This is a genomic window from Paenibacillus sp. 1_12 (genome assembly GCF_900114475.1).
Taxonomy (GTDB): domain Bacteria; phylum Bacillota; class Bacilli; order Paenibacillales; family NBRC-103111; genus Paenibacillus_S.
Window position 1 is genome coordinate 83,050 of the sequence record NZ_FOTE01000003.1, and the last position, 20,296, is coordinate 103,345.

19 protein-coding genes are annotated in these 20,296 nt (G+C 43.6%); 18 read left to right on the plus strand and 1 reads right to left on the minus strand.

Features of this window, described 5'->3' with window-relative positions; translation table 11 throughout:
* The first annotated feature begins 35 nt into the window (after nt 1–35).
* From BM210_RS07960 to BM210_RS08005, 10 genes are all read left to right on the plus strand, one after another.
* Nucleotides 36–968, plus strand: a complete 933-nt coding sequence (locus BM210_RS07960; RefSeq protein ID WP_091166290.1) for a YbjN domain-containing protein — start codon at nt 36–38, stop codon at nt 966–968.
* A gap of 256 nt (nt 969–1,224) precedes the next feature.
* Entirely contained in the window at nt 1,225–2,628 is a 1,404-nt protein-coding gene (gene thrC, locus BM210_RS07965) for a threonine synthase (RefSeq protein WP_091166292.1), read from the plus strand.
* Nucleotides 2,629–2,786: 158 nt separating this feature from the next.
* Nucleotides 2,787–3,452, plus strand: coding sequence for a 7-cyano-7-deazaguanine synthase QueC (queC, locus tag BM210_RS07970; protein WP_091166293.1), 666 nt, complete (start codon nt 2,787–2,789; stop codon nt 3,450–3,452).
* A 67-nt stretch (nt 3,453–3,519) separates the two neighbouring features.
* Nucleotides 3,520–4,296: an arylamine N-acetyltransferase family protein gene (locus BM210_RS07975; protein ID WP_371263441.1), complete on the plus strand. Its 777-nt coding sequence runs from the start codon at nt 3,520–3,522 to the stop codon at nt 4,294–4,296.
* Nucleotides 4,297–4,341: 45 nt separating this feature from the next.
* Nucleotides 4,342–4,821, plus strand: a complete 480-nt coding sequence (gene ybaK / locus BM210_RS07980) for a Cys-tRNA(Pro) deacylase (protein ID WP_091166295.1) — start codon at nt 4,342–4,344, stop codon at nt 4,819–4,821.
* Between the two features lie 57 nt (nt 4,822–4,878).
* A complete protein-coding gene (locus BM210_RS07985; protein WP_091166296.1) occupies nt 4,879–5,820 on the plus strand; it encodes an aldo/keto reductase in 942 nt (313 codons plus the stop codon).
* Between the two features lie 330 nt (nt 5,821–6,150).
* Nucleotides 6,151–8,034: a SpoIIE family protein phosphatase gene (locus BM210_RS07990; RefSeq protein WP_091166298.1), complete on the plus strand. Its 1,884-nt coding sequence runs from the start codon at nt 6,151–6,153 to the stop codon at nt 8,032–8,034.
* A 186-nt stretch (nt 8,035–8,220) separates the two neighbouring features.
* Nucleotides 8,221–9,099: a radical SAM/SPASM domain-containing protein gene (locus BM210_RS07995; RefSeq protein ID WP_091166300.1), complete on the plus strand. Its 879-nt coding sequence runs from the start codon at nt 8,221–8,223 to the stop codon at nt 9,097–9,099.
* A gap of 17 nt (nt 9,100–9,116) precedes the next feature.
* Nucleotides 9,117–9,734 carry a rhomboid family intramembrane serine protease gene (locus BM210_RS08000; protein ID WP_091166301.1) on the plus strand — a complete coding sequence of 206 codons (618 nt, stop codon included), beginning with the start codon at nt 9,117–9,119 and terminating at the stop codon, nt 9,732–9,734.
* A gap of 264 nt (nt 9,735–9,998) precedes the next feature.
* A complete protein-coding gene (locus BM210_RS08005; protein ID WP_177237711.1) occupies nt 9,999–10,778 on the plus strand; it encodes a phytanoyl-CoA dioxygenase family protein in 780 nt (259 codons plus the stop codon).
* A 10-nt stretch (nt 10,779–10,788) separates the two neighbouring features.
* On the opposite strand, the gene BM210_RS08010 is transcribed toward BM210_RS08005, so the two are convergent.
* Complete coding sequence (locus BM210_RS08010; RefSeq protein ID WP_091166304.1) at nt 10,789–11,646, minus strand: AraC family transcriptional regulator; 858 nt, start codon at nt 11,644–11,646, stop codon at nt 10,789–10,791.
* A 110-nt stretch (nt 11,647–11,756) separates the two neighbouring features.
* Between BM210_RS08010 and BM210_RS08015 the strand changes: the two genes are divergently transcribed.
* The 8 genes from BM210_RS08015 (at nt 11,757) to BM210_RS08050 (ending at nt 20,208) form a co-directional block, all read left to right on the plus strand.
* Entirely contained in the window at nt 11,757–12,062 is a 306-nt protein-coding gene (locus tag BM210_RS08015; RefSeq protein ID WP_091166306.1) for a Dabb family protein, read from the plus strand.
* 71 nt (nt 12,063–12,133) lie between these two features.
* On the plus strand, nt 12,134–13,096 hold the full coding sequence (locus BM210_RS08020; RefSeq protein WP_091166308.1) for a serine hydrolase domain-containing protein: 963 nt from the start codon (nt 12,134–12,136) through the stop codon (nt 13,094–13,096).
* Nucleotides 13,097–13,224: 128 nt separating this feature from the next.
* Complete coding sequence (locus BM210_RS08025; protein WP_091167644.1) at nt 13,225–14,211, plus strand: ABC transporter substrate-binding protein; 987 nt, start codon at nt 13,225–13,227, stop codon at nt 14,209–14,211.
* Nucleotides 14,212–15,054: 843 nt separating this feature from the next.
* Nucleotides 15,055–15,906, plus strand: coding sequence for a phytanoyl-CoA dioxygenase family protein (locus tag BM210_RS08030; RefSeq protein ID WP_091166309.1), 852 nt, complete (start codon nt 15,055–15,057; stop codon nt 15,904–15,906).
* Nucleotides 15,907–16,091: 185 nt separating this feature from the next.
* Nucleotides 16,092–16,568, plus strand: a complete 477-nt coding sequence (locus BM210_RS08035) for a heme-degrading domain-containing protein (protein ID WP_177237712.1) — start codon at nt 16,092–16,094, stop codon at nt 16,566–16,568.
* A 10-nt stretch (nt 16,569–16,578) separates the two neighbouring features.
* Nucleotides 16,579–17,532: an ABC transporter permease gene (locus tag BM210_RS08040; RefSeq protein ID WP_091166312.1), complete on the plus strand. Its 954-nt coding sequence runs from the start codon at nt 16,579–16,581 to the stop codon at nt 17,530–17,532.
* Nucleotides 17,533–17,731: 199 nt separating this feature from the next.
* Nucleotides 17,732–18,613 carry a carbohydrate ABC transporter permease gene (locus BM210_RS08045; protein WP_091166313.1) on the plus strand — a complete coding sequence of 294 codons (882 nt, stop codon included), beginning with the start codon at nt 17,732–17,734 and terminating at the stop codon, nt 18,611–18,613.
* 26 nt (nt 18,614–18,639) lie between these two features.
* Nucleotides 18,640–20,208, plus strand: coding sequence for a type 2 periplasmic-binding domain-containing protein (locus BM210_RS08050; protein WP_256223363.1), 1,569 nt, complete (start codon nt 18,640–18,642; stop codon nt 20,206–20,208).
* The last annotated feature ends 88 nt before the right edge of the window (nt 20,209–20,296 follow it).

Genomic DNA, 20,296 nt, shown 5'->3' on the forward strand with positions numbered 1-20,296 from the left:
CATATTAAGCGGTCGCGAGGCGGAGGAGGAAGCAGGTGGAGAACAATGAGACAAATGCGGGCACAGTGTCAAGAGTGGAGTTGGATCACCCACTGGTATTCACTGCGATAACAGGTGACCCCATTCAGGTTCGAATAAAGGGATTGAAGCTGATTAGAGATAGTGAGCTGGTGACATGCTCAATGGTCTTTGAAGTTGACTGGCCTACTTATCAGTTCATACTTGCAGGCGAATGGTTTGGCATGCTTCCAGCAGCAAGAGAAGGTGCGTCAGGAGTGAGTCTGGACGAAGATCGACCTGTCGAGCTCAGCGCCTCCTTAAGACAAAGTTTCGTAAAAGCTGTATTGTCGAATCAGGCTGATGTCGAGGAGGTTTTGCAGACGTTGCTCCAGACTGCAACCAGTGAAACGCTGCCGCTCAGAATGAGCGAAAGTTGGCTGATTGAAGAGGTGAAGCAGCAGGTGGAGCTCCCAGATGAGTTGGTTGGCGGTACGTTGAAGCAGGGTTACCGTACGCTGTGGGCAGAGCCAACTTCGGCAAAACCGGCTGCAGCACAAGCAAAGACTGCGTTGAATGAGATTGTGGAGGGCTACCTCAGCTCAATGGAATGGAGCTACGTACGTATTGACGATACGATTCTTCGTTTGTCCTTTCACGGAGAACAAGGACAATGGACCGTTCTGGTTCGAACGGATGAAGAGAAGCAGCTATGTATCGTGTATTCGATTTATCCGGAGCTGGTAGCAGAGCAGCATCGCCTGGGAATGGCGTTATTTCTCATAGAGGAAAACTATGATTTGCCTATTGGTAATTTCGAGATGGATGCGACTGATGGGGAATTACGTTACCGCACGGGAATAGATGTTGAGCATGACCGATTGTCAATACCATTGTTTGGCCAGCTCTTCACAACGAATATCGCAATAATGGATACGTATTTTAAGCTAATTGCGGAAAAAATGGGCTGAAAGGTCAAGCGGACAAATCTTATTAGTTGTAGCAGTACCTCCAGGAAGCCGTTACCGGATCATAAGGCTAACGGCTTTTTAAGCTGTACAGCAAGATGAAACCATCGATTAGGAAGCAGCTTTATTTTATCTAGACCCATGCTCAAGCAGACTACGCAAATCATCATTTAATAAAAAATCAACACATGACTTGGTTATCGTTCGAAATAAAGGTAAAATAGAAGTATTCATAATGAAATTGATGGAGGAACGAAAGATGAAGTATATTAGTACCAGAGGCAATGTGGAAGCAAGAGGTTTTATAGAAACAGTTCTAATGGGACTTGCTGATGATGGCGGCTTAATGATCCCTGCGGAAATCCCTGTAATTTCTGCTGCGACCTTGAAAGAATGGGAAGCTTTAAGTTACCAGGAGCTGTTTTTGAAAATTTTCTCTTATTATACGAATGATGAAATTCCTTACGAGGATTTGAAGGATATGGTAGCTAAAAGCTACTCCAGCTTCCGTAGTCCCGAAGTTACACCAGTAAAAACGATTTCCGACAAACTCCATATCTTGGAGCTGTTCCACGGACCGACGTTTGCTTTCAAAGACGTTGCATTGCAATTTATGGGTGAGCTCTACTCTTATATTTCCAAGAAGCAAGGCGAGATCATTCATATTCTGGGAGCGACGTCGGGAGATACAGGTGCGGCGGCTATCCAAGGGGTGCGCGGCAAAGAAGGCATACGTATTTGTGTACTGCATCCTCATCAAAAGGTAAGTAAGGTGCAGGAACTTCAAATGACAACTGTCAACGACGCGAATGTGTTGAATTTAGCGGTTAAGGGTAACTTTGACGATTGTCAGGGAGTCATCAAGGAGCTGTTTGGTGATCTGAATTTTAAAGGCAAGCATCATTTGCGGGCGATCAATTCGATCAACTTTGTGCGTATCTTGGCGCAAACAGTTTATTATTTCTATGCATACCTGCAGGTTGCCAAACAGCAAAAGCTGGAAACAATCAATTTCAGCATTCCGTCAGGTAACTTTGGCAATGTATTCTCGGGTTATTTGGCCAAAAAAATGGGACTGCCGATCAACAAGCTCATTATTGCCACAAATGAGAACAATATTTTGGAGCGGTTTATTAAAACAGGTGTATACAAAAGCGGTGATTTCCTGAGCACGCACAGCCCGTCCATGGACATTCAGATCGCCAGCAACTTTGAACGGTACTTGTATTATTTATTGGATGAGAATTCAGAGCAAGTATCCGAGTATATGAAGAAGTTCCAACAAGAAGGGCAAATTGTAATCGATGAGGAAGACCTGAAAAAGGTACAAGCAGAGTTTGCTGCTCATGGCGTAAAAAACAGTGAATGCCTGGATATCATTGGAAAATACAAGGCGGATCACAATTATTTGTTAGACCCGCATACGGCTTGCGGCATCGCCGCGTATGAGACATTTGGTGGCGATAACGAGGTGTGTGTATCATTCGCAACAGCACATCCTGCGAAATTTGATGAAGCTATTCGTCTGCTTGATATTAAGCAGGAGTTTCCATCTGAGATCGAACGGCTGCTTACCCTGCCTCAGTATCAGACTATCGTAAACAATAGCAAGGAAGAGATTGTTGGACAGCTTGAAGCCTTCTACAGCCGTTCTGCAGATTAAACAAGCTCATGCATCAGCTATAAACCAGGCGAACGTTGGGATTCGGTGTAAGACCGTGTTCTGCGTTCGCCTTTTTCATAACCTGCCAGGCGTGACGAGGTAGCCGCAGGGTGAATACAAATACAAACACAAACAGGCAGATAGATAGGAGAGCGGTTATGAACACTGATAAAGCTATTGTCGTCTTCAGCGGCGGGCAGGACAGCACAACATGCTTGTTTTGGGCCAGGGAACGTTACAGTGAGGTAGAGGCAGTTACGTTCAATTATGGACAGCGCCATCAGTTGGAGCTGGAATGCGCAGCTGATATTGCCAAGGAGCTCGGGATTAGGCACCATGTTCTCGATATGAGCTTATTAAACCAACTGGCTCCCAACGCTTTAACAAGAGCTGATATTGAGATTAAAGAAGAAGAGGGCAAGCTGCCGACTACGTTTGTGGATGGCAGAAACCTGCTGTTTCTATCGTTTGCCGCAGTTCTGGTCAAGCAGCTGGGAGGGCGTCATATTGTAACGGGTGTGTGTGAAACCGATTTTAGCGGTTACCCGGACTGTCGGGATGTGTTTATTAAATCGCTGAATGTGACCTTGAATTTATCAATGGACTATCCCTTTGTTATTGAGACACCTTTAATGTGGTTAAATAAAGCACAGACCTGGGCATTGGCTGATCAGCTCGGTGCATTTGAATTTGTCCGTGAAAAAACATTAACCTGTTACAATGGCATTATTGCTGATGGGTGCGGGGACTGTCCGGCATGCCGTTTAAGACAAAAGGGCTTGCAGGAATACATGAGCACTCGAAGTAAGAGTGAGTCCAGGTAAAGGCTAACATTTTACGAGATATGCTTCAAAAAAATTGATCTTGACCAAACATGGAGGGATCTTCATTATGAATGAGTTATTTCGTAAAAGAATTGGTTTTCCAGAGCACGAAAAACTTACATTTGAAGCCTTGGATAATCTCCTTGAAAAAACGGCAACAACGATTCCTTTTGAAAATTTAAGTATCCTTTCAAATCAAATAAGAGCTATAACCAAAGAGAGTTTGATTGACAAAATTCTTGTAAAAAATGAAGGTGGCCTATGTTATCAATTAAACCCGCTGCTTTATTTATTCTTGGTTGAAAATGGGTTTAATGCAGCATTAGTTCGCGGTGTTGTATACAATGAAGCAACGAAGGACTGGTCTAAGACTGGGAGAACGCATGTCGTGATTCTTTTGCAATATGAGGATCAGACGCACCTGGTGGATACCCGATTTGGTGGAAATCTGCCATTAAAACCTGTGCCGCTAAACGGGGAAACGATCTCCTCTATAAATGGAGAATTTCGAGTCAAAGCGCTAGAGAGCGATCATGGAGACCACATCTTTGAAATGAAGCTAAAATACAAAGATACGGATTGGAAAATAGGCTATGCTTTTAATACCAAAAGACCATTAAAAAGCTTATATGAATTGAATGAAGTTCAAGGCATCATCGTTGAGCACAATGAATCACGATTTAACAAAATTCGACTGATTACCAAACTTAAATGCGATGGAAGTGTAACGTTAACCGATACTTCCTTCACGCAATGGATTGATGGAAAGATGACAAAGGAACAGATTGACAACGATACATTCAAAGAACTAGCTAAACAGCATTTTGGACTTCAAGAACGATGAGCCGAGCGGAACCATTACTTAAGAAAGGGCTGGATTAAAGCCATCATGTCTGCAAAAACCAATGCTTGTCGAATATTAGATTCTCTTCACATTTCATACACTTTGCATGAATACGATTGGGACGAAAGCCAGCTGGACGCGTCTACTGTAGCTGATAAGGTTGGGCTGCCGGTGAATCAAATTTACAAAACGCTTGTATTGCGCGGAGATAAATCGGGAATTCTGATGGCCTGTATTCCAGGCGATGCCGAGCTTAACTTAAAAAGCCTAGCACAAGCAAGCGGAAATAAGAAGGTTGAGATGGTTGCCGTCAAAGACATTCAAGCTCTAACCGGTTATATTCGTGGAGGAGTGTCCCCTCTGGGTACGAAGAAAAAGCACCCATTTTATTTAGCGCCAGCTGCTACCGAAGTAAATCCTGTCAGTATTAGTGCAGGTCGCCGCGGCTTGCAAATCTTTTTGCGAGGACTGGACTTAGCTGCCGCCTCTGAAGCGATTCTAGTAGACATCACGAGCCATTCATAATACGCTTATATAAGCACATGAAGTATTTCTTAATCCTATTATTAAGGAGTGGTTGTCTTGGATTATGTAGCCTTGGGAAGAACTGGTTTACAGGTAAGTGTGATGAGTCTGGGGGCTGGCGGAAGCAGCAGGTTAGGTATGCAAACGATCAAAAGCGAACAGGAAGCTGCGACAATTGTTAAAAAAGCAATCGAGCTTGGTATCAATCTCATCGACACGGCCGAAGCCTATGGCACCGAAAATGTGGTTGGAGCAGGTTTGCAGCATGTACCTAGAGAGGCCGTATACATATCCACCAAGTATTCACTTCAACATAATAAGGTATTAAAAAATCCGAAGGATTTTGAAAAGAGCGTAGATCAAAGTCTGTCCAACCTAAAAACCGACTATATCGATATTTATCATCTGCACGGTGTATCCGCTGCCGATTACGGATATGCAGCCGAGCATCTGGTGCCCGAAATGATCAAAATGCAGGAAAAAGGTAAAATTCGTTTTCTCGGCATCACTGAAGCTTTTGGATCAGACCCCGCTCATCAAATGCTGAAGAAAGCTATTCAGGATGATTACTGGGATGTGATGATGGTCGGGTTTAATCTGTTAAATCAGAGTGCGAGGACCCAAATCTTTGAAACTACGATAGCCAAAAATATCGGAGTTCTCGATATGTTCGCTGTAAGGAGAGCTTTATCGCGTCCAGACGCATTGGCTGAGATTATTGGAAACCTGATTGCCGAAGGAAAGCTGGATTCAAGTAAGGTTGATCCGGCCAACACCCTAGATTTTCTCGTACACCAGCATGGAGCCGAAAGCATCATGGATGCGGCATACCGTTTTTGCAGATATGAGCCAGGTATTCATTCCGTTTTGATGGGAACAGGCAATGTGCTGCATCTTGCAGACAATATTGCATCGGCGAACAGACCTCCACTGCCTGAGGCTGATATTCAGAGACTTAAGGATATGTTCGGCGCGATTGATAGTGTGACAGGGAATTGATAGGGTGAATACTTCAACGAAGTCCTCTCCAGCTGTCTGAAGGGGATTTATTACAAGTAGTGCATGAATAGCGTTATCTTCATTTATGTATGGACGCGAGGAAACCTTCATTTCCCTTTAGTTATCAGGGGAGTGAAGGTTTTATTGGTTTACATACAAGCTATTTTATATGAGCAGTTGACTGGAAAACGGTATGTAGAAGGAGGCATCAATTACGGTCTCCTTTTTTTGTCGTTTTGGCAGGTAAATGGTTAGAGTTGTCGAATTATTGTCGAATATGATTTTAGCATGCGAAGGTCCTGTCTAAAGCTTTTAAATAGGGGTGTACAGATGTCGAATGTATTAAAACCAGAGACAATCATGAAAACTAAACCTGCTTTCGATTCGGGAGTAGCTAAGGTCATCATATTAGCGAGTGTGCTGATCGTATTTTCCATCGTTCTGATCGGTACGTTTGTCTATTTCTTTACGGAAAACGAAGTTGTAAAAAAATTGAAAAGCCGTGATCTTGTGACGATTGCCGAGTCTATCTCGTCTAAAGTAGACGCACGGATCGATAAGGAAATCGAAACCTCTTTGGTATTTGCCAATGATCCCACACTTCTGAAATGGCTGCAGGGCGGAGAAAGCGATACGATGCTTGAGGCCATGGTTCATCAAAAAACGAATTATTTGCACCAAACTCTGGGCTACAGCACGACATTTATAGCAAGTACGAAAACAAGGCATTACTGGGATGAAAATGGCAAGATCATCGAAACGTTGAGTAAACAAGATCCGGATGACAGCTGGTTCTTTGAATCCATCGCACTCAAGAAACCGGCCTCCGTCAACTTTGATTACAATAACCAGCTTAAAGATACATTTGCATTCGTTAACGCTTTAGCGGGTCCTGTTGAAGCTCCATTGGCAGTTGTCGGTGTGGGAATCAATCTGCATGAGCTGTCCGATAATTTTGCTTCCTACAAGGACGGCAAGGGTATTAATTTATGGTTGATCGACGGCAAAGGATCGATTTATTTGTCCGATGTGTATGAGCATAATGGCAAAAATATACGTGATGTGCTGATAGATTCAGCTTCCAGCGACGTCCTCAAGCAGTTTGATAAATCCACACGTATTTTTGAATATGATTCCAAATCAGGTGATCGCATGGATCTGATCAGCTATCCGTTGAAATCAACGGATCTTCACCTGCTGGTCGAAGTCGAACGCAATGAGACGGTCTCATTCCTGCGGACCATTAAATGGAATACGATTCTGGCTGTAGCCATTTCTATAGTTTCAATTGTGTTCTTCTTCTATTATATATCGCGCAAGCTGGCTAATCCGTATAAACGTGCGATTCTGCTGAACCAGGAGCTGGAGAAGCAGGTAATGGAAAGGACGAAAGAATTATACGAGCGCAATCAGGAAATGCTGGACAGTATTAATTACGCGAAGCTGCTGCAGGAGTCTGTCTTACCCAAGGAGCAGCAGTTAAAAGTGTTGTTTAATGAGCATTTTGTCATTTGGCGGCCGCGGGATGTCGTAGGCGGTGACTTTTACTGGTCTAAGCAGTTCGGAGAACGTACTCTTGTAGCCGTTGGCGATTGCACGGGACATGGTGTTCCAGGGGCCTTTATGACACTTCTTGCTGTATCCGCGCTCAATCGTATTGCAGACAGTGGAGAAGTAGGAGACCCGGCAGTGATTTTAAGTCAATTGAATCGTTTGTTGAAGGAAACACTGGGCCAGGATGTACATGAAGGTGTGACCGACGATGGGCTGGATATCGGGATTTGTTCCATTGAACCGAATTGTGTTGTATTCGCAGGCGCCTCCTGCACTTTGCATCGCGTGGACGAGGATGGAGTATTAGAGTCCTGGAAGGGCAACCGAAGAAGCGTTGGCTATCGTAAAACTCCTATCGATTATGCGTATACGAACCATCTGATGCCAGTTGGCGAAGCTCGTTATTATATGACCACGGACGGCTTCACCGATCAAAACGGGGGTGAACGCGATTATTCGTTCGGTAAAAAACGATTTGCCGATATGATCGTTCGCTATGGAAATTTGTCCCTGATGGAACAGAAGGAATTGTTCCTTCATGAGCTGGAAACGTATATGGGTGAAGAAAGACAGCGTGACGATATTACTGTGCTGTCCTTTCGAGCCGCGGATCAAATAGCTGCGGGTGCGGCAGAAGAAAGTACAGAAGAGGGAATGTAGTTTTTGTGGATAGACTTCGTGTTTACCAATGGATAGTTGGTGATAGATCTGTCCTCTGTCCCCAACCTGTGCTATATTTATAGTGATATAAAGTCTGCTTGAGCATACTTGTGACTCTATGCAGGCTTTTTTGTATGCAGCGGTGTGCTTATGAATAGAGCCGTTAATAGAAATGGAGCGATACCCATGAAAACATTTAAAAAAACATATATCGAGATTACTAGCGTATGCAATCTGGCTTGTACATTTTGCCCACAAACAAAGCGACAATCCAATTTTATTAAAATAGATGCTTTTACCAAAACACTCGATGAGATTAAACCGCATACGGATTATATTTATTTTCATGTAAAAGGAGAGCCGCTGCTTCATCCCAAGATCGATGAGCTGCTGGATCTCAGCCATGAGCGAGGTTTTAAGGTTAACATCACGACCAATGGCACCTTAATTACGAAAAACAAACATAAAATATTGGCGAAACCGGCACTTAGACAGATGAATTTTTCGCTTCACAGCTTTGACGGGCATGAAGGATCGACGAATAAGGAAGCCTATATTATGAATATTTTGGATTTCGTAAAGGAAGCAGTCGCTACAACTCCTTTATTGGTATCGCTCAGGCTGTGGAATTTGGATACGGACAACACGACTAACGCTGAAAGAAGCCGAAATCGCGAAATTCTGGCCATGATTGAAAATGCGTTTGATCTCGATTTCAAAATCGAAGAAAAGTTTGAACGCGGCAGCGGACTGAAAATTGCCAAGCAGATTTATTTGAATCAAGATCATGAGTTTCAATGGCCGGATTTAAAGGAGGCGGAGGATGAAGGTAAGGGCTTCTGCCATGCGCTGCGCAATCAGGCGGCGATTCTTGTAGATGGAACGGTCGTGCCGTGCTGTCTCGACGGGGAGGGTGTCATCAATTTGGGCAATATTCATCAGACCCCTTTCTCCGAGATTGTGGAGGGTGAACGTGCGAACAATTTGTATAATGGTTTTTCCAGAAGAGAAGTCGTGGAAGAGCTGTGCAGAAAGTGCGGTTACAGGCAAAGATTTAGTATGTAGTGAAAGGAAGAGAGTCCATGTTCGCACGTAGAGAAAGTTTAAAGGAATACTTCAGATTGTACCCGGTCACGGCCCTATTGATCATCGTTAATATTGTGGTATGGGGCGTTATGGAAGTGTACAGCTTTGGGCAGGACCCAAGCATCACACGTCTTCAATTTGGTGCAATCTTTGATCTGCCGAACATGAAGGCGGAGACATGGCGTTATGTCACAGCGATGTTTATTCATATCGGGTTTGAGCATCTGTTCTTCAATAGCTTTGCTCTTTATGTATTTGCGCCCCCGCTGGAGCGTATGCTTGGTAAATGGAGGTACCTTCTTACGTATATCGTGAGTGGTATTACAGGAAATATATTTAGCATGTGGCTGCACAAAGATTATTTCGTTTCGGCAGGAGCTTCGGGAGCGATTTATGGGATTTACGCTGCATTTTTATTTTTGGCGATATTTCGCAAGGACATTATCGACCAGTACACGAAGAAAACCATTCTCGTTATTGTAGGGGTAGGCTTCGCCAGTTCCCTGATTATTCCACGGATCGATATTTATGCACATTTGGGCGGCTTTGTTGGTGGTATAGTGACCATGGCGCTGATTGTACTATCCATTAAAAGAAGACATCGCAGACAATAAATAGTAGGGCTTACGTAGGGTCTTATCCTCTAACAGTCAAATGAGCGGCTGAGAGGATAGCCCTGTTTTTCTTTATCCATACACTTGATCGACAAGGCTTACTCAGTCATATGCAAAAAAGGCGGCTTGGGATGACCTTGGGTATGACAAGATAAGTTAATTCCGAGCGGCGGACAATATTGGCGAAGATAGTTTAAGCAGGGATATATATAATGAAGAGGTATTCATGCAGGACTAATTTATTGCCAAAGGGGAATGTGTAATATGGGTGTCACTTTAACAGATGAACAATGGCAAACGTATGAAGAGCAAGGTTATCTAAAACTAGGCAAGGTACTTTCGGATCTTGAGCTGGCCGCACTTTCTCAACAGATCGATTATATTATGCTGGGTAAGGCTGACTGCGATTACGATCGGTTAATGATGCAGCGTGAAGCTGGTGAAGGGCTTGAGCAATCCAGTCAGACGCTGGGCTTTAAAGGATCTACATTGAACTATCGGAAGATAGAAAACCTGGAGTTCGATTCTATGTTTTTATTATATTTGCAAAAACCTTTGTTTCGTGAAATATGCGATAAGGTATATGGGGAAAACATGCGAATTTCCTGCTTTCGCGCTATGTTCATGAATAAGCCCGCGTTTCACGGCTCAGTTTTGGCCTATCATCAAGATCGTTGGACCGACCTGGATCGTGATCCGCAAGTTACCGTATGGACCGCTTTGGATCCGGCAACCATTGAGAATGGATGTGTGAAAATTTTCCCTACAACCCATCGTCAATTAATTAACCCAGAGAACCCATCAGGCTTCATCACGCCGGATCAAGTCGACCAGTTGGTCGAAAACGGGGAACCCGTCCATTTGGAGCTTGAACCCGGCGAAGCCGTTCTCCTGAATAACTGGACCGTTCACGGCTCTGAAGGAAATCAAAGTGAACATTCTCGTCGCGCCTTTAGTGTCTGCTATATGGATGCGAATACAGTTTCGTCCGCGGGGAAGCAGTTTACGGTTGTTTTTGATGAGGGTACTTTACAAGCTGAATGAACGGAAACGGTTATTTATTTTCCTTACGGTATGCTGCGGGTGTTTGCTTAGATATTTTTTTGAAAACTCTGTAAAAATGCTGCAGACTTTGAAAACCACATTCCAAGCCAATGTCTATGATGGGGATGTCGGTTTGGAGCAGCTTTTTTTGGGCCTCAATGACTCTGCGATACTGTAAGTATTCTACGAACGTAAATCGAGTTACCTGTTGGAAAGAATGACTGATGTAATATTTGCTTTTACCAAATTGGACCGACAGATCATTCAGCTGTAAAGTCTCACTATAATGCTCATCGATATACTGGATGATCTGATGGACCTGATTTTCTATAGGATTGAATTTACGGGGACTGCGCCGCAAGTCGCTTAATTTGTGATATTCCAACAGAAGCAATAGCAAGTGGACCTTTAGAGCCGGCTCGAGGGTGGGATCGTCAAGGCAAACCTGTTTCTTTTTGTGTAGATTCAGTATATTTCGAAATGTTTCTTCCAATTTGACTCGTTGTTTAATGGTGAGGCTAATCTTCTTATTTTGTTTTTGCTGAAGCTTTTGAACTAACTGTTCTAACTGAAGTGTCCTCAAAAGCTCGTAAATAAAGCTTTCTTTGAACTGAATCACATAGCGGGTATATTCATGGTTTGGGTTGTAAAAAATCCGGTGCAAATCAAATGCATTGATCAGCAGCAGGTCCCCATCTTGAACGCGATATTTCGTATCTTTGACAAAAATATCGATATCTGCCCGAATGAAAAATGCGAGCTCGTAGGAATCATGAAAATGTCCAATCGGCTTGCGGCTTTCCTTTCCACTGTTAGTGTAATCAATGGAAAAGACTTCTGTCATCGTGAAAGCATCAGACTGCTCCATAGCATCGAACCTTCCGAGAAATACGATTTGATAAAATAAGTTTATTACAAATATTAGAATTATGGTATGATTTTATAGAATGTATAGAGGAATAAAGGAGAGATTCGTCCATGTTTGAACATATCGTTGCTTTTAAATTTAATGAGAAATACAACCCGCAGCATGAAAGACAGCTGTTGGAAAGCTTGTTGTCTTTTAAAGGTCGGATTCCTGGTATTGTCGATATGTCAGCCGGAGTGAATGTGACTGAAGAAACAGATAATATTCGTGGTTACACATTGGGGCTTCGCGTCACGTTTGAAGATCAGCAGTCTCTACAGCAATATGGGCCGCACGCTGTTCACCAGCAGTTCGTACAATTATTGGATGGTATTATTGAAAGCGTTATCGTCATTGACTATCCTATTGCTAAATAAGCAGCTATTAATCATAAAAATAAGCTTAGTCATTCGGTCTAATGGGTTGTCTGACTTAAGGAGTGAATTCATTGTCAATTGAAATCAAGCTACCCCGCAGCAAGCCTGAGAGTCAAGGTGTTAACTCTTCAGGTATCGAGAGATTTTTAAAGGCAGTTGAGGACAAGCTGTTGGATCTTCACAGCTTCATGCTGCTGCGTAACGGCAATGTACTGGCAGAGCAGTGGTGGCCGCCGACTACTCCTGAAAGCCCTAATGTGTTATTTTCGATAAGCAAAAGTTTCACATCAACTGCCATCGGATTTGCCGCAGCCGAAGGTTTATTATCAATCGAGGATCAAGTGCTCTCCTTTTTCCCAGAAGAAGTGACGCCAAATATAGAGAGCAACATGAGTGAGCTCCGAGTAAGGCATCTTCTAACGATGACAACGGGTCATGCACAGGATCCTACAGCAAGTATGAGAGATGAGGCCGACGGTAACTGGATCAAAGGTTTTCTGGAAATACCGCTTGAGGAACCGCCAGGTACCCGATTTGTCTATAACAGCGGAGCAAGCTATTTGTTGTCTGCAATCGTACATAGGGTAACTGGACAAACACTGTTAAATTATTTGCAGCCCCGTCTCTTTAAGCCGCTTGGGATCATGGACATCACTTGGGATACGTGCCCCAAAGGAATCGAATGCGGAGGTTGGGGGCTGCATGCACGAACGGAGGATATAGCGAAATTCGGTCAACTGTATTTGCAAAAAGGGAGCTGGAATGGCAAACAGCTGCTGTCGGAGTCTTGGGTAGAAGACGCAACCATGTCCCATATTACAACTGAGAGAGAAAACGGAATTGATAAGCAGCAAGGATATGGATATCAATTCTACCGATGCCGTTATGATGCGTATTGTGCAAGGGGAGCAAATGGGCAATTTTGTATCGTTGTACCTGAGCGGAATGCAGTTATTGTGATTACTTCTCGGGTGACAAATATGCAGGAGGTATTGGATTTGGTGTGGGACAATTTGGTATCGGAGATGGAGTAAGCAATGAGCTCGAATCGTTTTTTTGATTGACAACCCCATTAAAAACACGTAATATTTTTGATAATGATTGTCATTATCATTACCGTAAATAGAGGGGGAGAGTTTCATTGTTTTTCACTAATTTTCAAATGTTTAAAAAGTCATCCACAGTATTGGTAGCTAGCTTGTTAAGCGCAGCACTCGTTTTATCAGGATGCGGTCAAACAGCAAGCAAGGAAGCGGCAGCGGGAAGTGGCGCAGCACAGCCTTCAACACCAGCACCCAAGCCTGCTGCAGAGTATACCGTCAAGCATGCGATGGGTGAAACCAAGATTACGGGCAACCCAACGAAGATCGTTGTACTGACAAACGAGGGGACTGAAGTACTGCTTTCCTTAGGTATTAAGCCTGTTGGAGCTGTTAAATCATGGTCGGGTACTCCATTCTATGATCATATTAAGAAGGATTTAGAGGGTGTAACGGTTGTAGGTGACGAGAACCAACCCAATCTGGAATTGATCGCAACCTTGAAGCCGGATCTCATTATCGGTAACAAGCTGCGTCAGGAGAAGGTGTATAGCCAGCTATCAGCAATAGCCCCGACTGTATTTTCCGAGAAAATTAATGCCGATTGGCAGAAAAATTTTAAATTATATGCCGAAGCTTTGAACAAGAAGGATCAAGGCGATCAGCTCCTTGGCAAGTTGGATCAACGAATTGCAGATTTCAAAACCAAAGCTGGAGACAGCTTGAAGATGAAAGTGTCACTGGTCCGTTTTATACCGGGCAAAACACGGATTTATTATAAAGATACATTCGCCGGGTTCATGCTGCAGAAGATTGGATTCCAGCGTCCGACCATCCAGGATCAGGATAAATTCTCCGATGACGTAAACAAGGAACGGATTCCAGATATGGATGGTGATATCTTGTTCTACTACACTTGGGATAACGATAAGAAGGAAGCCAACTCGGTTGAGCAGGAATGGATCCAGGATCCGCTATGGAAAAATTTGAACGTTGTCAAAAAGGGCAGCGCATATAAAGTGAACGACGATATTTGGAATTCATCCGGCAGCATTATTTCTGCTAATGCGCTGCTTTCCGATTTGGAAAAAATCGTTTTGAAGAAATAATATAGCGAGTATTGAAGAGCTAGAAGAAGAGCGAGCTTAATGAAGAGCTTGTGATAGTGAATCTAAGGGGAGGCCTTGTGCCTTCCTTTTTTTGTGTAATATAACGCAAGTAACATTTTATTTTAAAAAGTAGGAAGCTTTCAAGTTATACCAGAAGGATCTGGGATAGCACATGTAGATCCTCCGACCAGGGTTTACATCAATTTTGAAACTTCAAATCCAAGCTACAGCTCTTTAGCTTTGGACCCCTCCGCGTCAACTAATCCAATCAAGGATATAAATTTTGATGTGTCAGGTAAGGTTACGGTTCTGGTAATCCGTTCTCTGCAACTTTGAAAATAAATGGATTATCATGGCCTGCTTCGATTTCATCAGGAAAATGGGTAGCTGCTTCCTTTGACGGGGCTAGAACGGATGTTTAAGGTAGGTTGACACGGACCCTGTGGTTGTCATAATTAGATCAGCGATGCTGTATAGAGATAGTCCTCATCCTATTATAGGGCGTGGACTTTTTTGGCATTTACGGCCATTCGAATTTGCATTACAAGTGTAGAAAAAGGTGTCAATCTTTATACACAATATCCGTCATGAGCTAGACAATAATTGTTATTCGCCTTATCGGTCTGCTCTGAATGCCTGCTCTATCCCCGTTCTGCAAGCGTTTACGCGGAAAAAGCGGCTTAGACAAATATTGTCCTGCTGGGATTCATATGAATTGTCAGTTTTATGCTGTACAGATCTGCCCCTATAATCAAATCAGCCCAGCAGAACAGGTTAACCACGGATGAAAGTTTAAGTCTGAGGGGCAGCATCATAAAACCAAATTATGGAGGCTAATGATTCATGGACAAATCATGCTTGCAGTACGGACTGACGGAAGAAGAACGTAAGACTTTTGATGAAACTGGTTATTTGATTATCGAGAACGTCCTTTCGGAGGAACACGTTGCCAAGTTGACGGAGATCGTCGATGGAATATATGAAGAAAATGTAAGCAACGGTCACGATCCAACGAAAGCGTTGTTCCATCCGAATTTTATTCCTGACCATCCCGAGTTTTTGAAATTGGTCGATTATGAAAAGGTTCTTCCTAAGGTTTGGGGCATACTGGGCTGGAATATCTACTTATATCATTGCCATTTGATTGTAACACCGCCAACAGGCCAACCTAAAAATTACGATAAACCATTCCCTTGGCATCAAGACAGTGGACGCGTGAATCAAGAGATCGAGTCTCACCCACGTCCGCGTCTTTCCTTAAAAGTAGCTTACTTCCTATCAGATATTTCCGAGCCAGACCGTGGTAATTTCTACATTGTACCGAACAGCCACTTGACGGATGATATCGATATTCCGACAGTGGGCCAAATCCCGGGTGCGATTCCGGTATGCGTGAAGCCGGGAACGGCTGTATTCTTTGACCGCAGACTATGGCATGCAGCCAGCACGAACTGGTCCGATATTACACGTAAAGTGTTGTTCTATGGCTACGGCTATCGCTGGATCAAAACCAAGGATGATATGACCGTGCAAAGCCTGTGGGATCAATGTACGCCGATCCAACGCCAGCTTTTGGGTGATTGCGTTAACGCAAATGGTTACTACACGCCTACGGATGCCGATGTGCCGCTGCGCGTTTGGTTAAGAGAGCATGCACCTGAGCAGTCAAAAGGCGCTGCAACGATCGATTCGTAGGAATTGGGAGAACAAATGCTGCTGCATGGCTCAGAAATACAGTAGCACTGCAGACTCTTGAAAGACTCTGAGCAATTGGTCTTTAAAGTTAATCAAGGACAAACGCGCATCCGTCTTTTTGCAGCTCCTGACGAAAAGACGGTGCAGCGGTTTGTCAGTCATTCAAAGATTGGGATGTGTTTAAGTTGGAAGATTATACAGCAGTATTGGAACAACTGTTAGAGGAAGAGCAACAACTGCAATTTAAGACTTTCACGAATCAGATGGCTTTTGAAATCGGCTGTAGGATCGTAGCCAAGGCTGCATCCGAGCATAAATCGATTTTAGTTGATATTTCCAAGAACGGCTTATCCATCTTCCACTGTGCCATGGAAGGCAAGACCTTAAATAATGCGCAGTGGGTTAAACGTAAAAACAATGTGGTAAAGCAGTTCGGCCGCAGCTCTTATTATATGAATGTTTTGCTAAAATCCAAACAGACCACGATGCTGGAATGGGGCTTCGTTGACCCCAATGAATATGCAGCGGTTGGAGGGGCTTTTCCCATCGTCATTAAAGGCGTTGGCGTTGTAGGTACAGTTACCGTGTCAGGGCTGCCGCAAGAACAGGATCATCAACTAGTCACTTCGGTACTGAAGGAATTCGTGAATACAGCTAAATAGAGGTGGACTTATGGCGCAATCCAATGTTTTAATCAAGCGGAGCAAAAGTGCAGCCACGCGTTCCCGGCTGTGGATCAGCATCGTACAATACAAATATATGTACTTGCTCGCTTTGCCTGGCATTTTATACTTTATCTTGTTTAAATTCGTTCCAATGTGGGGCCTGCTCCTCGCATTCTTTGAATACAACCCCTATACAGGCTTTGCTGGCGCCGAATGGGTGGGAGTCAAGCATTTCAAGGAATTGTTCGTCGACGAGAACTTTTACCTCATGCTCAGGAATACGTTTGCTATCAACATATTTGGCCTTGTTTTAATGTTCCCGCTGCCGATTTTTCTTTCTCTGATGTTGAACGAAGTGAGAAGTGAAATTTTTAAAAAATTGAACCAATCCATCGTATATTTACCCCACTTTTTATCCTGGGTTGTTGTCGTCAGTATGACGTTTTTTATTTTCTCCTCAGAAATAGGCATTATCAATAAACTCCTAAGTGATGCAGGTTATGAGCGTATTTTGTTTTTATCCAATCCTAACTATTTTTGGGGTCTTTTAACTGTGCAAAATATGTGGAAAGAAGCGGGATGGGGAACCATTATTTTTCTAGCAGCCATGGCAGGCGTTGATCCTCAACGTTATGAAGCCGCTGTTGTGGATGGAGCCAGCCGGTTTCGGCAAATCTGGCATATCACGCTTCCAGCGATCCGTCCAACCATTATTATTTTACTGATTCTGAGATTGGGTCATATGGCGGATGTCGGCTTTGAACAAGTGCTGCTGATGTTAAATCCACTGGTCATGTCTGTGGCTGAAGTGTTCGATACGTATGCATACACACATGGTATCCTTAAAGGACAAATTAGTGTAGGGGTTACGGTCGGGATGTTTAAAGGCTTGGTTGGTTTGGTACTGGTACTGGCATCCAACTATACCGTTAAGAAGATGGGCCAAGACGGTATCTATTAGATGTTGTTCAAAAAGTTCTCTTTTGATCACGAAGTCACACAGGAAGCTTACTCGGCATCGAATCTTGCATTCAGGCTCGAAGTGCGGTGCTCATTTAGGCATTTCCTAAACTCCGCTCCTCCTTTTTCACCTTCTTGCAACCTTCTCGGTGCTGAAAAGTAGACTTTTTGAACACGCACTATAAGAAAGGAGACGCAGCATGAGTTTTGTGGCAAGCAAGAAAATGACTACCTTTGATTGGGTTAATTATACGATTCTCGCGATCATTTCATTCGCCTGTGTGTTCCCGTTCATTTATGTATTCAGTGTTTCCTTCACCGATCCCGATGTGTATGTGCCGCTTAAGTTTTATTTGTTTCCCGATCAATGGTCACTGGCCGCATACAAATATTTGTTGTCGACCAACAGCTTTTTGAACTCGCTGAGAAACACGATATTTATTACCGTTATCGGTACAGCGCTCAGTATTGTTTGTTCGTTTACACTCGCGTATACGCTTACAAAAAAAGCAATGCCTGGTCGGAATTTTATGCTGAGCGCGGTTATTTTTACACTCGTATTCAATGCGGGAATTGTTCCCAGCTATATCCTGGTTAAAGAATTAGGATTAATTAACTCACTTTGGAGCTTAATTTGGCCGAGCTTAACAAGCGCGTGGAGCTTAATTGTTATCAAAAGCTTTTTTGAATCTCTGCCTGCTGAATTGGAAGACTCCGCACGGATCGATGGATGCACCGATATTGGCGTATTCTTAAGAATTGTTATTCCCTTATCCATGCCGGCGATTGCAGCTTTTACGCTATTTTTCGCCGTATCCTATTGGAACACTTATTTCAATGCCCTGATTTACTTGTCTGATTCCAAGAAGTGGACACTGCAGGTCCTTATTAAAACGTTGGTTATTGATTCCGATTCCAATGGTGTAGGGCAGGCAGGTGCAGGGGGAGATTCCCGTGCCGTACCACAGGAAACGATCCGGATGGCCTCCATTATGCTTGCGATGGCACCAATCCTGCTCGTGTACCCGTTTTTACAGAAGCATTTTGCCAAGGGTGTTATGTTAGGCTCAGTCAAAGGTTAACACAAATCATGAGGGGGATTTAACCAATGAAACCATTGCACGTAAAAAGATTATCCATGAGCTTGTCCTGTTTATTAGCGATTTCGATGCTTGCCGCTTGTTCAGATGGTGGCGGAGGAACGAAAACTGCAGCGCCTGCACCTGCAGCAGATCCTAAGGCGGCACCTAAAGCTGCTGAAGCAGAAAAGCCGCTAACCGTCAAAATCTTCGCCGGATTGTATAACGATGCTCCTGATATGAATAATGTCTATTGGACAGAGTGGCAAAAACGCACGAATTCTAAATTGGAAATGGAATGGGTACCATCCGGTGATATCGATACGAAGATGGATTTAGTGCTCGCATCCGGTGATCTTCCGGAAATTCTCTCCTCTCCTAATGCGAATAGACCTTCATTGATTAATGCAGCCAAGAACGGTGCATTCTGGGATTTGACTCCTTTTCTCGGTGACTTTAAAGACTTTCCGAACTTGAAAAACAATCTGGCTAAGGACGCACTTAAATATTTATCGGTTGACGGCAAAATTTATGCGCTGCCACGTTCCCGCTCCCGGGTGGATCTGGGGCTGAAGATTCGTAAGGATTGGCTGGATAAGCTGAACATTCCAGTTCCGACGACTTTGGATGAATATGCGGCTGCTATCAAAAAGATTGTGGATTCCGATCCTGACGGCAATGGTAAAAAGGATACGTTGGGTCTCACGGGTCACGGTGTCGTCATTGATGACGGTAACGGCTTGTTCGCCGCTGGCTTCGGTGCATACAACCCTACCTTTAATGAAGAAGGCGGTATGATTGAAACGAGATTGACACCTCAATGGGACGATATGATTGCCTACTTCAGACAAATGTATGCGGACGGCGGATTACCGAAGGAATTTTCCGTTATGAAGACAACGCAGCAGGAGGAATTGTTCAGAACCGGTAAAAATGCTTCTCTCGTATACAGTATATGGTGGGATGATGAGTGGGAGAAGGAGAACAAAAAGACGCAGCCGGATGCTAAGATTCTTAACTTGCTGTTAAAAGGACCTAAAGGTGATGTAGCTCTGGATCTGCAAACAGGCGTTTCCGGAGGTTACTATATTTCCAAGAAAGTACCTGAAGCCAGGGTTAAAGAATTGCTTAAATATTTGGAAAAAACAGCGTCCCAAGAGATTACAGACTTTGCCTACTATGGTATTGAAGGTGTGCATCATAAGGTCGTTGACGGACAAAAGGTGTTAACCGAACAAGGCGTGAAGGAAGTCAATGTTACAAGTAAAGGCGCGGGTGTTCTGGCTTATTCCAAGTGGGGCAAGGTTATTAGCGCGGCAGGAACCAAAGCATTCAATGATGCCAAAATGAAAGAAGTAGAAAAATTTGATGAGCTTGGTAAAGTGGATCCGTTCAGAGGCATTATTTCTGCTTCTTGGTTGAACACTTGGCCAAAATACGAAAGTGAATGGAAAACGATGGAGGCTAAGGCAGTCGTAGGCCAAATCACGATGGATGAATATAAAGCGTATACAGCGAAGCTGAGAAATCTACCAGAGATGAAAAAAGCCTTCAAAGAATTTAATGACGCTTATAAAGTATTTACGGGTAATCAATAACATGTATAATATTTGACCGCTATTGTGGTCACTGGAACGATTGATTTCCAGTGGCCGCAATATTGCTGTTTTATCGTCATTAATGGAA

Bases quoted from the DNA above. Each gene is read 5' to 3' on its own strand.
- thrC (WP_091166292.1), top strand. From the start codon at position 1,225: ATGAAGTATATTAGTACCAGAGGCAATGTGGAAGCAAGAGGTTTTATA.
- queC (WP_091166293.1), top strand. From the start codon at position 2,787: ATGAACACTGATAAAGCTATTGTCGTCTTCAGCGGCGGGCAGGACAGC.
- BM210_RS07975 (WP_371263441.1), top strand. From the start codon at position 3,520: ATGAATGAGTTATTTCGTAAAAGAATTGGTTTTCCAGAGCACGAAAAA.
- ybaK (WP_091166295.1), top strand. From the start codon at position 4,342: ATGTCTGCAAAAACCAATGCTTGTCGAATATTAGATTCTCTTCACATT.
- BM210_RS07990 (WP_091166298.1), top strand. From the start codon at position 6,151: ATGTCGAATGTATTAAAACCAGAGACAATCATGAAAACTAAACCTGCT.
- BM210_RS07995 (WP_091166300.1), top strand. From the start codon at position 8,221: ATGAAAACATTTAAAAAAACATATATCGAGATTACTAGCGTATGCAAT.
- BM210_RS08000 (WP_091166301.1), top strand. From the start codon at position 9,117: ATGTTCGCACGTAGAGAAAGTTTAAAGGAATACTTCAGATTGTACCCG.
- BM210_RS08005 (WP_177237711.1), top strand. From the start codon at position 9,999: ATGGGTGTCACTTTAACAGATGAACAATGGCAAACGTATGAAGAGCAA.
- BM210_RS08010 (WP_091166304.1), bottom strand. From the start codon at position 11,646: ATGGAGCAGTCTGATGCTTTCACGATGACAGAAGTCTTTTCCATTGAT.
- BM210_RS08015 (WP_091166306.1), top strand. From the start codon at position 11,757: ATGTTTGAACATATCGTTGCTTTTAAATTTAATGAGAAATACAACCCG.
- BM210_RS08025 (WP_091167644.1), top strand. From the start codon at position 13,225: ATGTTTAAAAAGTCATCCACAGTATTGGTAGCTAGCTTGTTAAGCGCA.
- BM210_RS08030 (WP_091166309.1), top strand. From the start codon at position 15,055: ATGGACAAATCATGCTTGCAGTACGGACTGACGGAAGAAGAACGTAAG.
- BM210_RS08040 (WP_091166312.1), top strand. From the start codon at position 16,579: ATGGCGCAATCCAATGTTTTAATCAAGCGGAGCAAAAGTGCAGCCACG.
- BM210_RS08045 (WP_091166313.1), top strand. From the start codon at position 17,732: ATGAGTTTTGTGGCAAGCAAGAAAATGACTACCTTTGATTGGGTTAAT.
- BM210_RS08050 (WP_256223363.1), top strand. From the start codon at position 18,640: ATGAAACCATTGCACGTAAAAAGATTATCCATGAGCTTGTCCTGTTTA.